11 protein-coding genes and 1 pseudogene are annotated in these 14,869 nt (G+C 71.9%); 6 read left to right on the forward strand and 6 right to left on the reverse strand.

Annotated features, from left to right (window positions below; translation table 11 throughout):
* Positions 1–2 precede the first annotated feature (2 nt).
* A complete protein-coding gene (locus OHB00_RS08560; protein ID WP_406432877.1) occupies positions 3–1,364 on the reverse strand; it encodes a ricin-type beta-trefoil lectin domain protein in 1,362 nt (453 codons plus the stop codon).
* Positions 1,365–1,607: 243 nt separating this feature from the next.
* The gene (locus tag OHB00_RS08565; RefSeq protein WP_406445677.1) at positions 1,608–3,473 is read right to left on the reverse strand and encodes an ABC transporter ATP-binding protein; all 1,866 of its coding nucleotides are present in this window, start codon (positions 3,471–3,473) and stop codon (positions 1,608–1,610) included.
* Between the two features lie 165 nt (positions 3,474–3,638).
* On the opposite strand from OHB00_RS08565, the gene OHB00_RS08570 reads away from it, so the two are divergent.
* Together OHB00_RS08570 and OHB00_RS08575 are read left to right on the forward strand one after the other, a co-directional pair.
* Complete coding sequence (locus OHB00_RS08570; protein WP_406432879.1) at positions 3,639–4,622, forward strand: YbhN family protein; 984 nt, start codon at positions 3,639–3,641, stop codon at positions 4,620–4,622.
* 31 nt (positions 4,623–4,653) lie between these two features.
* Positions 4,654–5,417: pseudogene (locus OHB00_RS08575) on the forward strand (crotonase/enoyl-CoA hydratase family protein).
* Positions 5,418–5,465: 48 nt separating this feature from the next.
* Here the strand turns inward: OHB00_RS08575 and OHB00_RS08580 are convergent.
* Positions 5,466–6,917, reverse strand: a complete 1,452-nt coding sequence (locus OHB00_RS08580) for an FGGY family carbohydrate kinase (RefSeq protein ID WP_406432881.1) — start codon at positions 6,915–6,917, stop codon at positions 5,466–5,468.
* 139 nt (positions 6,918–7,056) lie between these two features.
* On the opposite strand from OHB00_RS08580, the gene OHB00_RS08585 reads away from it, so the two are divergent.
* Together OHB00_RS08585 and OHB00_RS08590 are read left to right on the forward strand one after the other, a co-directional pair.
* Positions 7,057–8,139, forward strand: coding sequence for a mechanosensitive ion channel family protein (locus OHB00_RS08585; RefSeq protein ID WP_406432883.1), 1,083 nt, complete (start codon positions 7,057–7,059; stop codon positions 8,137–8,139).
* Positions 8,140–8,473: 334 nt separating this feature from the next.
* A complete protein-coding gene (locus OHB00_RS08590; protein ID WP_406432885.1) occupies positions 8,474–10,690 on the forward strand; it encodes an NADP-dependent isocitrate dehydrogenase in 2,217 nt (738 codons plus the stop codon).
* A 164-nt stretch (positions 10,691–10,854) separates the two neighbouring features.
* On the opposite strand, the gene OHB00_RS08595 is transcribed toward OHB00_RS08590, so the two are convergent.
* Entirely contained in the window at positions 10,855–11,379 is a 525-nt protein-coding gene (locus OHB00_RS08595; RefSeq protein WP_406432887.1) for a hypothetical protein, read from the reverse strand.
* Positions 11,380–11,622: 243 nt separating this feature from the next.
* On the opposite strand from OHB00_RS08595, the gene OHB00_RS08600 reads away from it, so the two are divergent.
* Both OHB00_RS08600 and OHB00_RS08605 read left to right on the forward strand, forming a co-directional pair.
* Positions 11,623–12,414, forward strand: a complete 792-nt coding sequence (locus OHB00_RS08600; protein WP_406432889.1) for an N-formylglutamate amidohydrolase — start codon at positions 11,623–11,625, stop codon at positions 12,412–12,414.
* 70 nt (positions 12,415–12,484) lie between these two features.
* On the forward strand, positions 12,485–13,747 hold the full coding sequence (locus OHB00_RS08605; RefSeq protein ID WP_406445679.1) for a cytochrome P450: 1,263 nt from the start codon (positions 12,485–12,487) through the stop codon (positions 13,745–13,747).
* Positions 13,748–13,758: 11 nt separating this feature from the next.
* Here the strand turns inward: OHB00_RS08605 and OHB00_RS08610 are convergent, their stop codons facing one another.
* Complete coding sequence (locus OHB00_RS08610) at positions 13,759–14,253, reverse strand: hypothetical protein (RefSeq protein WP_406432891.1); 495 nt, start codon at positions 14,251–14,253, stop codon at positions 13,759–13,761.
* Positions 14,250–14,849 (reverse strand): RNA polymerase sigma factor, encoded by a 600-nt coding sequence (locus tag OHB00_RS08615; protein ID WP_406432893.1) that lies wholly within the window; start codon positions 14,847–14,849, stop codon positions 14,250–14,252. Before OHB00_RS08615 ends, OHB00_RS08610 begins: the two co-directional genes overlap by 4 nt.
* Positions 14,850–14,869 lie beyond the last annotated feature (20 nt).

Consider the following 14,869-nt stretch of genomic DNA (forward strand, 5'->3'; position numbering starts at 1 on the left):
GGTCAGCCGGTGTATCCCGCGAAGACGCGCGTGTAGTCCCAGTTGGACTGGCTCACGCCGGAGCAGCTGTCCGCGGAGCCGCCGGTGCAGGGCCGGTCGCGGTTGGCGGACCAGAAGGTGAGCCGGGCCAGGTGGTGCTGCTGGGCGTAGGCGAGGATGGTCCGGAAGTCGGCCACCGTGACGGTCTCGTCGTTGTCGGTCACGCCGTTCATGGACGAGATGCCCATGTCCCGGTAGGCGGTGTCGTCGCTGTAGCCGTACGCGGACTTCAGCGCGTTCTTGAGCCCCTCGGCCGCCTGCACCGTCAGGTTCCCCATGTTCTGCCCCGCGCCGCCGAAGTCGAACGGCATGACGGCCCAGGCGTCGACGGTCAGCCCGGAGGACGCGGCCCGGTTGATCAGGCTGGTGTCCGGGCCGCTCTGGCCGGTGCCGATGGTGATGTACACCTTCAGACCGGAGTTGTCGGCCTTGACCGTCTTCAGCGCGTCCACGACCCGCTGCTGCACGGTCCCGTTGCTGTAGGCGTCGGCCTCCAGGTCGATGTCTATGGCTCTGAGCCCGCCATAGGCGTTGATGACCTTCTGGTAGGCCGCCGCCAGCTCGCTCGCACTGGAGCAGGAGCTCTCCAGCTTGTTGCCGCTGTAACCGCCGAAGGAGGGGATGACGTCACCGCCGTTGGCCCGCACGGTGTTGACCGTCTGCTGGTCGACACCGCCGGTCAGCGCCCGGCTGCCGTCCCACTGCGGGTTGCAGTAGCCGTTGCTGAGGACGAAGGCGAGCGTGTAGTACTTCACGCCGGTCGCGTCGGTGATCGTGGCCGGGCTCGGCGGGTCGCCCCAGCCGTTGTAGAGGTAGGGCGCCACGGCCATCGGAGCGGACGGGGTGGTGCCGCCACCGGCCGCGGGCGCGGTCCACTTCTGGTTGGCGCCGCCCGTACAGGTCCAGATCTGGGCGCGGGTGCCGTTGGCCGACGAATTGCCGGTCGCGTCCAGGCACTTGTTCGCCTGCGGGTTGACGATGTCGTGGGCGGCGGTGACCGTCCACTGCTGGTTGGCGCCGCCGGTACAGGTCCACAGCTGGGCCTGGGCGCCGTCGGCGGTCGAGTTGCCGGTCACGTCCAGGCACTTGCCGAGAGCGCGGATGGTGCCGTCGCTGCCGACGGTCCACTGCTGGGCGGCGGTGCCGTTGCAGTCGTAGAGCTGGACGGCCGTGCCGTCGGCGGAGTTGGCACCGGCGACGTCCAGGCACTTGCCGGCGAGGCCGGTGACGGTGCCGGTGGCGGCCTGCGCCGGAGCGGCGGTGAGCAGGCCTGCGGACAGGGTCAGAGCGGCTATGGAGACAGCCGTGGGGAGAGGTCTGGCCATTGCGGGGGGTGGCCTTTCACGCGGGGGGATGCAGCACGGTGTGCACCCAACGCCCTTGTTGTCGCTGAGCGTCGAGCACATCCGCGAGGCTTTGTTTAAGGCGTGAAACTAAAGGTCCGGACCACCGGCGTCAAGGGGTGCGCCCCCGAAGGGGCGCGGGACTGTGTCACATTGCGGCTGCCGCCGCGTGGGCGCGACCAGCCACATCGCACGTGCGCCCGGAAACGGCGAGCCCCCGCCCTCTCAGACCGACGGCGCCTCCGCGAACTGCGTCCGGTACAGCTCCGCATACCGGCCCTCCGCCGCCAGCAGCGACTCATGAGTACCGCGCTCCACGATCCGCCCGGCCTCCACCACCAGGATCTGGTCGGCGGCCCGGATCGTGGACAGCCGGTGGGCGATGACGACGGCCGTACGGCCCGCCAGGGCTTCCGTGAGCGCCTCCTGGACGGCCGCCTCCGAGGTGTTGTCGAGATGGGCGGTGGCCTCGTCGAGGATCACCACGCGCTGGCGGGCCAACAGCAGCCGGGCGATGGTCATCCGCTGCCGCTCGCCGCCGGAGAACCGGTAGCCGCGTTCGCCGACCACCGTGTCCAGGCCGTCGGGCAGCGACCGTACGACCTCGTCCAGGCGGGCGCGGCCGAGCGCGTCCCACAACTCCTCGTCGGTGGCGGCGGGCCGGGCGAGCAGCAGGTTGGCGCGGACGGTGTCGTGGAAGAGGTGGCCGTCCTGGGTGACCATGCCGAGGGTGGCGCGCACGGAGCTCGCGGTCAGGTCGCGGACGTCGACGCCGCCGATGCGGACGGCGCCCTCGTCGACGTCGTACAGGCGCGGCAGCAACTGGGCGATGGTCGACTTGCCGGCACCGGAAGAGCCGACGAGGGCGACGGTCTGGCCGGGGTCGGCACGGAAGGAGATGCCGTGCAGGACGTCGCTGCCACCACGCGAGTCGAGGACCGCGACCTCTTCGAGCGAGGCGAGGGAGACCTGGTCGGCGGCCGGGTAGGCGAAGCGGACGTCCTCGAACTCGACGGCCACCGGGCCCTCGGGGACCTCGCGGGCGTCCGGTTTCTCCACGATCAGGGGCGGCAGGTCGAGCACTTCGAAGACCCGCTCGAAGCTGACCAGCGCGCTCATCACCTCGACGCGGGCGCCGGCGAGCGCGGTGAGCGGGGCGTAGAGGCGGGTCAGCAGCAGGGCGAGGGAGACCACCGCGCCCGGCTCCAGGGTGCCGCGCAGCGCGAACCAGCCGCCGAGGCCGTACACCAGGGCGAGCGCCAGGGAGGAGACCAGGGTCAGCGCGGTCATGAACACCGACTGGGAGGTCGCGGTGCGCACGCCGATGTCCCGGACCCGGGCGGCGCGGGCGGTGAACTCGGCGGACTCCTCCTCCGGACGGCCGAAGAGCTTGATCAGGGTGGCGCCGGGGGCGGAGAACCGTTCGGTCATGCGGGTTCCCATGTCCGCGTTGAGGGCGGCCGCCTCGCGCTGCATGCGGGCCATCCGGCCGCCCATCCGGCGGGCGGGCACCACGAACAGCGGCAGCAGCACCAGCGCGAGCAGGGTGATCTGCCAGGACAGGGTGAGCATCACCGCGAGCGTGAGCAGCAGCGTGACCAGGTTGCTGACCACACCGGAGAGGGTGCCGGCGAAGGCCCGCTGGGCGCCGATCACGTCGTTGTTGAGACGGCTGACCAGCGCTCCCGTACGAGTACGTGTGAAGAACGCGACGGGCATGCGCTGCACATGATCGAACACAGCCGTGCGCAGGTCGAGGATGAGTCCCTCCCCGAGCGTCGCCGAGAGCCGCCGCCCGAGCACCCCGAGCGCCGCCTCCACGACCGCGACCAGCGCGATCAGCAGGGACAGCCGGACGACAGCGCCGGTGTCGTGCCCCGACACGATCGCGTCGACGACATGGCCGGCGAGCACCGGGGTGGCGACGGCGAGCAGGGCGGTCACCACCCCGAGCAGAACGAAACGGACTATGCCGGCCCGGTGCGGGCGGGCGAAGGCGGCGATACGGCGCAGCGTGGCCCGTTCGAACGGGCGCCGCTCCTGCTGGGCGGTCATCACGCTGTGCAACTGCATCCAGGCAGTGGTCTCCATACTCATGAGGGAGACCGTAGGACCTCAAGCTTCGTTGAGGTCAATGTCGGCTCGCCGTCCCCTCGCACGAAGGACCCGATGCGCTCTCACCCGCTTCCCGGCCGTCATCCGGCGTCTCCTCTGCCGCCACCCGCAGTTGGGGCGGCGCGGAAAACCTCTCCCGGTGTGACAGCGGTAAGAATCCCCGACTTCCGTGAGAGCCGTCTCCCCCGGCTCGTCCGCCGCATCCCCGTGCGGCACATCCTCACTTTGATCCCGCTCGTGCTGGTCGCGGTCATCGCGGTGCAGCACTGGCCGGTCCTCGTCGAGGGCTTCGGCCATCTGCGCGACGCCTCCTGGCCCTGGCTGCTGGCGGCCGGCGGTGCCACCTGCCTGACCTGGGTGGCCGCCGCCTTCACCCGGCAGGGTGCCGTCGTCCAGCCGCTGCCCCGCTGGCGGCTGCTGGCCACCCAGCTCGCGGCCGGCTCGGCCAACCATCTGCTGCCCACGGGTCTCGGCTCGGGCGCGGTCAACCTCCGGTTCATGACCGTGTGCGGGGTGCCGCTCGCCACCTCCTCCGCCGCGCTGGCCCTGTATCTGCTCGCCGAGTCGATCACCCGTGTGGGCCTGATGGCCGTGTTCTTCGTCGCCTTCCCGGACGCGCTGCGGCTGGACGGACTGCTTCCCGCCGGGGACGTGGGTCCGGTCCTGGCCGTCGCCGGTGCGGTGGTGACAGTGGCGCTGGCCGCGCTGTTCCTGGTCCGGCGGGTGCGCGAGCCGGTGTTCCGCTTCGTGCGCGCCGCCCTGGGCGAGGCCCGGTCGGTGCACATGCGTCCGTCCCGGGCGCTGGCGCTGTGGGGCGGCTCGCTCGCCTTCCCCGCCCTCCAGGCGGCCGGTCTGGTGGCGGTGGGGCAGGCACTCGGCCTCGACGTGCCGCCCGCGCACATGGCGCTGGCGTACCTGGCGGCCACGGTCGCCGTCGCGCTGATCCCCACGCCGGGCGGCCTGGGCTCGGTGGAGGCGGCGCTGATCGTGGCGCTGGTGGCGGCCGGGGGTCCGGTGGCGGTGGCCACGGCCGTGGTCCTGGCGTACCGGATCATCACCGTGTGGGTGCCGTTGCTGCCGGGAGCGCTGACACTGGGAGCGCTGGTGCGACTCAAGGTCATCTGACGCCGGGTGACCTTCCGACGGAGGGAAACACATGCCGGTCCGCCTGGAACGCAAGGGACCTGTCACCACGGTCGTCCTCTCCCGCCCCGAGGCGCGCAACGCGGTGGACGGGCCGACGGCGGACGAACTGGTCGCTGCCTTCCGGGAGTTCGAGGCGGACGACGAGGCACGGGTGGCGGTGCTGTGGGGCGCGGGCGGCACGTTCTGCGCGGGCGCGGACCTCAAGGCGATGGGCGGCGAGCGCGGCAACCGGGTGGCGGCGGACGGCGACGGCCCGATGGGCCCGACCCGGCTGCGCCTCTCCAAGCCGGTGATCGCGGCGGTCGCCGGGCACGCCGTGGCGGGAGGCCTGGAGCTGGCCCTGTGGTGCGATCTGCGGGTCGCCGAGGAGGACGCGGTGTTCGGTGTCTTCTGCCGCCGCTGGGGCGTGCCGCTGATCGACGGCGGCACGGTACGGCTCCCCCGGCTGATCGGTACCGGCCGGGCGTTGGACCTGATCCTCACCGGCCGCCCGGTCCCGGCCCCGGAGGCCTACGAGATGGGCCTGGCCAACCGGATCGTCCCCGCCGGCCGCTCCCGCGAGGCGGCCGAGGAACTGGCCGCGTCCATCGCGGGTTTCCCGCAGGCCTGCCTGCGCAGCGACCGCGCCTCGGTGCTGGACCAGGAGGGGCTGGCCGAACCGGCCGCGATGGCCACCGAGATCCGTCACGGCATGGGCGTGCTGGCACAAGGCCTGGAAGGCGCGGCACGGTTCGCGGCGGGGCGGGCCGGCACGGCTCCTTCACGGGCGACTGACCAGCCGTTCCAGCACCGCCCTCGCCGGCTCGCCCGCGGCGGTGACCGTCACCGGGGCACTCCCGAACCGGCTCCGGCCACCGGCCCTTCGAGGAGGGTGGCGACGGCGGCCCGGAAGACGCCCAGGCGGTCGGCGGCCTCGGCGGCGGAGACACGCGGTTCGTAGACGGCGGAGGGACGGCCGTCCGGCAGGAAGTCGAGGGGATCGCTGCCGAGGTGGGCCAGCGCGCCCACGCCGAGCGCGGTGGCGTCGGGCAGTGCGGACACCTCGACGGGGCGTTGCAGCAGGTCGGCCTGGGTCTGCATGAGGAGGGCCGAGCGGGTCAGGCCGCCGTCGACGCGCAGGGCGGTCAGCGGGGTGCCGAGATCGCTCCCGGCGGCTTCGGCGAGCTCCACCACCTGGGCGGCGAGGCCCTCGCACAGGGCCCGCACCAGGTGCCCTGGGCCGGTGTCGAGGCCGAGCCCGGTGAGGGAGCCGCGCAGCTCGCCGCGCCGCCAGGGGGCGGCGAGCCCGGCCAGCGCGGGGACGAAGGTGACCCCGCCGGTGTCGGGGACGGCGCCGCCCACCCGGTCCAGGTCGGCGGCGCCCGAGATCACGCCGAGGTCGGTGAGCCAGCGCACGGCGGAGGCGGCGGTGTACACCTGGCCGTCCAGACAGTAACCGGGCTCTCCGGCGAAGCGCCAGGCGACACAGCCGGCCAGTCCGGAGGTGCTGCGCCGGGGTGTGTCACCGGTGTGTGCGAGCAGGAAGGCCCCGGTGCCGTAGGTGCACTTGGCGCCGCCGGGTCCGGTGATGCGCTCGGCGAGGAGGGCGGCCTGCTGGTCCACGGCGAGGCCGGTGAGCGGGATCTTGGCCCCGAACTCCTTTGTGACACCGACGAGTCGGGCGTTGTCGACGATCTCGGGGAGGTGTCCGGCGGACAGCCCGTAGAGGTCGAGGGCGCGGGCCGACCACTGCACCCGGTCCAGGTCCAGGAGGTGGGTGCGTCCGGCGGTGGCGGCGTCGGTGACATAGGCGCCGGTGAGCCGGTGCACCAGCCAGGCGTCGATGGTGGTGACGACGCCCTCGGTGGTGAGGTGGCGGCGGATCCAGGCCATCTTGGGCGCGGCGAGGCAGGGGTCGAGCGGAAGGCCGGTGAGAGCGCGTAACTCCTCCGCCTGCGGGGCGAGTTCGGTGCAGACCTGTTCGGTTCGGCGGTCCTGCCGGACGATGGCGTCGGTGAGCGGACGCCCGGTGCCGGGGTCCCAGGCGAGGACGGTCTCGCCCTGGTTGGCCAGGCCCAGCGCGGTCACCGGTTCGCCGGCCTCGGCCAGCGCCCGGCGGCCGGCGACGAGCACCGAGTCACAGAGCTCCAGGGGGTCGGTCTCCACCCGGCCGCCGGGCAGGTGCCGGGTCCGTAAGGCGGCGAATCCGGTGCCGATGACGCCCCGTTCGGGACAGATCACCAGGGCCTTCGTGCCGGACGTGCCCTGGTCGACCGCGAGCACCGGACCTGTCATCGAGCCTCCCTGACGATCACTGCGCGACAGCCTGCCCCAGGGGCGAGGGGCAGCACAAGCGCACACGGGTGGGGCCGGCACGAACCTCCGTGCGGATGCGGCAGGATGAGCGGTTGCACAACCGAATGGGAGGTGACCGGTGAACCGAGTGCTCACCGTCGATGACCTGGTCCTGGCCGGAATCGCCCTCGCGGCGGGCCTGTTGGTGGCCTTTCTGTCGCGCGGGATGCTGCGCTGGCTGGCCAGACACGCGAAGCGGACGCGCTGGAGCGGTGACGACGTCATCGTGGACGCGCTGCGCACGGTGTTGCCGTGGGCGGCGCTCGCGGGGGGCGCGGCGGCCGCGGCGGCGGTGCTGCCGCTGACCAGGACGGTCCAGCACCACACCGACCAGTGCCTGAAGGTGCTGCTCATCTTCGCGGTGACGGTGTCGGCGGCGCGGGTGGTCGCCGGGCTCGTGCAGTCGGTCACCCAGTCCCGCTCCGGGGTCGCCGGTTCGGCCACGATCTTCGTGAACATCACCAGGGTGCTGGTCCTGGCGATCGGCTTCCTGGTGATGCTCCAGACGCTGGGCATCTCCATAGCGCCCCTGCTCACCGCCCTGGGCGTGGGCGGTCTGGCGGTCGCGCTCGCCCTCCAGGACACCCTGGCCAACCTCTTCGCGGGCATCCACATCCTCGCCTCCAAGACCGTCCAGCCGGGCGACTACATCCAGCTGAGCAGCGGCGAGGAGGGCTATGTCGTGGACATCAACTGGCGTCAGACGACCGTCCGGCAGCTCGCCAACAACCTGGTGGTCATCCCCAACGGCCAGCTGGCGAAGACCAACATGACCAACTACACGCGTCCCGAGGAGCAGTTGACGGTCCTGGTGCAGGTGGGCGTGGGCTACGACAGCGACCTGGACCATGTCGAGCGGGTCACGCACGAGGTCATCGCCGAGACCATGACCGGGATCACCGGCGCGGTCCCGGACCACGAGCCCGCCATCCGCTTCCACACCTTCGGGGACTCCCGGATCGGCTTCACGGTGATCCTGGGCGTCGGCGAGTTCAGCGACCAGTTCCGGATCAAGCACGAGTTCATCAAGCGCCTGCACCGCCGCTACCGCGAGGAGGGCATCCGCATCCCGGCCCCGGCCCGCACGGTGGCGCTCCAGCAGGGGGCCGTGGTGATCCCGCAGCAGCGGAGTCCCGAAGACGCGATGGCCAAACCGGACTAGTCCGGCGCCAGTGGCTCCGCAGTCTGAGCAAGACCTCCTGGAACGGCGCTCCAGGAGGCGGCCTGAGCCAGGAATCCCCACCCTTCAGGGTGGGGAGCAGTCAGTCTGGTGCGATATCTCCTGGTCCGCTGTCGCTCGGGCGGCCGGTTGGCCGGTCCGGCCGTCGTCCGGCGGTCGCTCCCTTGTCATGGCCACCACGCCGCCCGATCCGCTTGCAGGTGGTACGGCAAACCGGACAACCGGATCTTCCGAGTCGCGGACCCCTGTCGAGCCTGGGTCGATCAGGAGATATCTTGATGTCGAGCAATGTTGCAGACGTGGAGCGGAGCACCCGGTGACTGACTCGACCATCATCTACACCTACACAGACGAGGCCCCGGCCCTGGCGACGCATTCGTTCCTGCCGGTGGTCCAGGCGTACGCCTCGCAGGCCGGTGTCGCCGTGGGCACCCGCGACATCTCGCTGGCCGGACGCATCATCGCCCACTTCCCGGAGTACCTGAACGAGGACCAGCGCATCCCGGACGCGCTGGCCGAGCTGGGCGACCTGGCGAAGACGCCCGAGGCCAACATCGTCAAGCTGCCGAACATCTCGGCGTCGATCCCGCAGCTGAAGGCCGCCGTCGCCGAGCTCCAGGGCAAGGGCTACGCGCTTCCGGACTACCCGGACGACCCGAAGACCGACGAGGAGCGCGACATCCGCGCCCGCTACGACAAGGTGAAGGGTTCCGCCGTGAACCCGGTCCTGCGTGAGGGCAACTCGGACCGCCGCGCCCCCGCCTCGGTGAAGAACTACGCCAAGACCCACCCGCACCGCATGGGCGCCTGGACCTCCGAGTCCAGGACCGAGGTGGCGACCATGGGCGAGAACGACTTCCGCTCCACCGAGAAGTCCGCGGTGATCTCCGAGGCCGGCAAGCTCAGGATCGAGCTGGTCGCCGAGGACGGCACCACCACGGTCCTCAAGGAGTCCGTACCGGTCCTCGCGGGCGAGGTCGTCGACGCCTCCGTGCTGCACGTCGCGCAGCTCAACGACTTCCTGGCCGCGCAGATCGCCCGTGCCAAGCAGGACGGCGTCCTGTTCTCCGTGCACCTGAAGGCCACGATGATGAAGGTCTCCGACCCGATCATCTTCGGTCACGTGGTGCGCGTCTTCTTCCCGAAGACGTTCGCGAAGTACGGCGAGACGCTCAAGGCGGCCGGCCTGTCCCCGAACGACGGTCTGGGCGGCATCCTCAAGGGCCTGGAGAACCTGCCCGAGGGCGCGGAGATCAAGGCCTCCTTCGACGCCGAGATCGCCGAGGGCCCGGCCCTGGCGATGGTCGACTCCGACAAGGGCATCACCAACCTGCACGTGCCCTCGGACGTCATCATCGACGCCTCGATGCCGGCCATGATCCGTACCTCCGGCCACATGTGGGGCCCGGACGGCCAGGAGGCCGACACCCTCGCGGTGATCCCGGACTCCTCCTACGCCGGGGTCTACCAGGCCGTGATCGAGGACTGCCGGGCCAACGGCGCCTTCGACCCGTCCACCATGGGCTCGGTCCCGAACGTGGGCCTGATGGCGCAGAAGGCCGAGGAGTACGGCTCCCACGACAAGACCTTCGAGATCGCCACCGCCGGCACGGTCCGCCTGGTCGACGCGGCCGGCAACGTCGTGATCGAGCAGCCGGTCGCCGCGGGTGACATCTTCCGCGCCTGCCAGACCAAGGACGCGCCGATCAAGGACTGGGTGAAGCTGGCCGTCGCCCGTGCCCGCGCCACCGGCGACCCGGCCGTCTTCTGGCTGGACGAGGGCCGTGCCCACGACGCGCAGCTGATCGCCAAGGTCAACCAGTACCTGCCGGAGCACGACACCGAGGGCCTGGACATCCGGATCCTGTCCCCCGTCGAGGCCACCAAGCTGTCGGTGGAGCGCATCCGCCGTGGCGAGAACACCATCTCCGTCACCGGCAACGTGCTGCGCGACTACCTGACCGACCTGTTCCCGATCCTGGAGCTGGGGACCAGCGCCAAGATGCTGTCGGTCGTCCCGCTGATGGCGGGCGGCGGTCTGTTCGAGACGGGCGCCGGCGGCTCCGCGCCCAAGCACGTCCAGCAGCTGGTCAAGGAGAACTACCTGCGCTGGGACTCCCTCGGCGAGTTCTTCGCGCTCGTCCCCTCCTTCGAGCAGTACGCCGACTTCACCGGCAACGCCCGCGCCAAGGTCCTCGCCGACACCCTCGACCGGGCCACGGCGACCTTCCTCAACGAGGACAAGTCCCCGACCCGTCGCGTCGGCGGCATCGACAACCGCGGCAGCCACTTCTACCTGTCCCTGTACTGGGCGCAGGAGCTGGCCAAGCAGACCGACGACGCCGAACTCGCCAAGGCGTTCGCGTCGTTCGCCGAGACGCTCACCGCCAACGAGCAGACGATCGTCGACGAGCTGCTCGCCGTCCAGGGCTCCCCGGCCGACATCGGCGGCTACTACCAGCCCGAGAAGGCCAAGGCGGACGCGGTCATGCGCCCGTCGGCCACCTGGAACGCGGCGCTCGCGGCCCTCTAGGCACCCCCGGGCCCCCGCCGGGCCGCCCGGTGCGGTCTCCTCCGCCCCGGCAGGCACCCCGCCTGCCGGGGCGGAGCCGTGCCAAGCCCCGCCACCCCGGCAGCGCGAGAGGGGCCGGCTGCTCCCGGAGGAGAAGGCCGGCCCCTTGCGTCGAGCGGACGGGATCAGCTCAGGCCGAGGTCCGACAGCGCGGTCGTCCAGTCCGTGACGATCGCGTCCCGGGCCTCGGCGAGGGTGACGGTGCCGGCGCAGACGGCCTTCTTGAGCTTGTTCTCGACGGTGTCCTTGTTGGCGGCGGTCTTGGTGCCGTACTCCGGCTCGGGCCAGAGGTTGAGGGCGCTCTTGGGGGCACCGCCGAGTTCGAGGGGGACGAAGTGGTCCTCCTCGTAGTCCGAGGTGCTGGTGTCCGAGTAGCCGTACTCGACGATCTGCTCCTTCTTCAGCGCGGTCGTGTAGGAGCTGGACGGCCGGACGGTCGCGGTCCACCCGGAGACGCAGATGGTGGAGTCGATGGTGGACTGGGTGACGTCCGGGTTGAAGGCGCCGGGCTGGCAGCTGGGGTCGGGGAGGGGGAGGTAGTCCTGACTGCAGCTCTGCGCGTGCGCGGTGCCGGCGGCCACCGTGAGGCCGGCGGCGGCGAGGGCGAGGGAGGAGAGGGCGGTGACCAGGGAGCGGGATATTCGGGCCATGGGGGATCTCCCGGAGCGGTGCCCGGCAGGAATTCCGGGCGGTCGTGAGCATGACAGCACCGGAGTCATCTATGCGGGTAGACCCCTTTGCCGGTCACGGAGATCCTTTTGTTGAATGTTTGAGCAGGACGCGACTGACGCAGAGCAAGTCATGGCCCGCGCTTGGTTGTCGGCGTCGCGCGCCGCAGACTACGTCGAACCCTGATCCCGCATCAGCCCCTGCCGACTCCCCGGGAGCCGCCCGTGCCCCAGCCGTCGTACGACCTCCTGCCCGGCGCCGCCGAGTCGCCGGTGATCCTGCATGTGCCGCACTCGGCGCGGACGATCCCGGCCGCCGTACGCGCCGGCATCGTGCTCGACGATGCCGCGCTGGAGCGGGAGTTGGACCACATCACGGACGCGCACACGGCCGAGCTCGCGGAGGCGGCGGCGAAGCTCGCCGGGGTGCCCCCCTGGCGGTTCGTCAACCGGCTGTCACGGCTGGTGGTGGATCCGGAACGGTTCCCGGACGAGCGGGAGGAGATGCTCGCCGTCGGGATGGGGGCCGTGTACACGCGGACCACGCACCGGAGTGTGCTGCGGGCCGAGCCGTTCGATCCCGGGCCGTTGGTCGAGCGGTACTTCCGGCCGTACGCGCGGGCGATGACGGAGGCCGTCGCCGGGCGGCTGGCCGCGACCGGGCGGGCCGTGGTGATCGACGTGCACTCCTATCCGAGCCGGGCGCTGCCCTACGAGCTGCACGGGGCGGGGCCACGGCCGCCGGTGTGTCTGGGCACGGACGCCTTCCACACGCCGGCCGGGCTGACCCGGGCGGCCCGCGAGGCCTTCGCGGGGTGCGGGCGGACGGGGCTGGACAGCCCGTTCGGCGGAACCTACGTGCCGCTGGAGTACTACGGGACCGACGCGCGGGTCGGCGCGCTGATGGTGGAGATCCGGCGGGACCTGTACATGACCGAGCCCGGCGGTCCGGCGGGCCCGGGGGCGGACCGGCTCGCCGCCGCCCTCGCCGCGCTCGTGGACGCCGCCGGCCGCTGACCCTCCGGCTGGAGCATTCCGGCAGGACACGGGGTGAGGGCCGTACGACCGTGGAGGCATGACCACGGAGATGACCGCGCCCACGACCACGCAGACGGCCGCGCCCGCGACGGCGGAGCCGCTGCCGCCGGTCTGCGGGGCCGCGCCGCCGGTGCGCGACTGGCCCGCGCTCGAACTGGAGGGCACGGACTTCGACCCGGTCCTCGCCGCCCTGATGACGGAAGGGCCGGTGACCCGGATCCGGCTGCCGTACGGCGAGGGCTGGGCGTGGCTCGCCACCCGGTACGAGGACGTCAGGACCATCACCAACGACCCCCGGTTCAGCCGCGCCGAGGTGACCCGGCGCCAGGTGACCCGGCTGGCCCCGCACTTCAAGCCCCGTCCGGGCTCGCTGGCCTGGGCCGACCAACCCGACCACAACCGGCTGCGCAAGCCGCTGGCCGGTGCCTTCACGGTCGGCGCGATGAAGCGGCTGCGGCCGCGGGCGCAGGAGATCCTCGACGGACTGGTGGCCGGGGTCCTACGGGACGGGCCGCCCGCCGATCTCATCGAGCGGGTGCTGGAGCCGTTCCCGATCACCGTGGTCAGCGAGGTGATGGGGGTGCCGGAGGCGGACCGGGAACGGGTGCACGCCTGGACCCGGCAGATCATCTCCACCTCGGGTGGTGTCGAGGCGGCCGAAGCGGCCAAGCAGGGGCTGTACGGGTGGATCACCGAGGCGGTTCGCGCACGTGCCGACAGCCCGGGCGAGGACGTGTACTCACTGCTCGGGAGTGCCGTGGCCCGTGGCGAGATCGGCGAGGAGGAGGCCGTGGGGCTGGCCGGTCCGCTGCAGATCGGCGGCGAGGCGGTCACCCACAACTGCGGCCAGATGCTGTTCCTGATGCTCACCCGGCCGGAGCTCATGGCGCGGCTGCGGGAACGGCCGCTGGAGCGCGGCCCGGCCCTCGACGAGCTGCTGCGCTGGATCCCGCACCGCAGCACGGTCGGGCTCGCCCGGATCGCCCTGGAGGACGTCGAGCTGAGCGACGGCACCCGGATCCCGGCCGGCGATCCGGTCTACGTCTCCTACCTCGCCGCCAACCGCGACCCCGCCGTCTTCCCCGATCCGGACCGCATCGTCCCGGACCGCGCCCCCAACCCGCACCTCACCTTCGGCAACGGCCCGCACTACTGCACGGGCGCGATCCTGGCCCGCCTGCAGACCGACCTCCTGATCGACACCCTCCTCGACCGGCTGCCGGAACTACGGCTCGCGGTCCCCGCCGAGGAGGTGGAATGGCGCCGCAGGACCATGATCCGGGGGCCCCGGACGCTGCCGGTCACTTGGTGACACGCCCCGCCTCAGGCCCGCAGCCACTCCGTCACGATCACGTCGGCGCCTGTGCGCAGGCGGAGCGCGAAGGGCCCGGTGGGCGGGGCGGCGCCGGCGAAGCGGCCCATGGCGTCCACGGTGAGCGTGCGGGCCGAAGCCGGGCCGTCGAGCACCTCGATGCGGGCGGACTGCGGGGGCAGCAGCTGGCCGAGCAGTCCGTCGCCGGTGACCTCGACGTCCACGGTCAGCTCGCCCGCCTGGAAGGTCAGCATCCGGGGCGGGTCCTCCACTCCTCGGACGGGGATCGCGTCGGTCAGGGAGTCGAAGGTCAGCTCGGCGATCCGGGCGTCCAGGTCGTGCAGCATGTAGGCGTCCATGGCCAGTTGGAGCAGCCCGGCCGGGAGCGGGTCGAGCACGGCGGCCGCGCGGCGCAGTTCCTCCTCCAGGAGGTCCGCGTCGAGGTCGGCGGCGCTGTCGGCGGAGTCGTCGAGGCCCTCGCCGGGCGGGAAGTCGTCGTCGCTCACATCGCACCCCTCGCGTCGAGCCGGGCCCGCAGCCGGCGCAGACAGCGCTGGCGCAGCGGGCCGATGCTGCCCACGGCGATGCCCAGCGCGACGGACACCTCGACATAGCTGGGCGGCGGCGAGGCCATCAGCACGCGCAGCAACTGCCGGCACCGGTCGCCGAGTTCCTCGAACTCCTGCCAGAGCAGACGGATCAGCCGGGCCTCGTCCGCCTGGTCCTCCGCGTCGATCAGGGACTGCTCGGGCGTACGGTCCTCGCTGACCCGGTCGAGGACCTGCGGATCGTCGGTCGGCAGCAGTCGGGTCAGGCTCCGGATCACCTTCAGGCACTCGTTGCGTGCCGTGCTGGCCAGCCAGGAGCCCGCCTTGTCGGGCTCCCGGATGCGGCCCAGGTGCTGGGCGAACCGGAACCACACGGTCTGGTAGACCTCGTGCCCGTCGGCGTCGGAGAGCCGGTGGGCGCGCACCACGGACCACACCAGCGGGCTCAGCCCTTCCACGAGCGCCTTCCAGGCCGCCGCGTCACCGTCGACGGCTGCCTGGACCAGCGCGCCGACCTCTGCTCGGTCCACGGTCCCACCCCTCGTGTACGGCAAGTCATCGTACGCCGTGGAGG

The organism is Streptomyces sp. NBC_00631, from assembly GCF_045206895.1.
Lineage (GTDB): Bacteria > Actinomycetota > Actinomycetes > Streptomycetales > Streptomycetaceae > Streptomyces.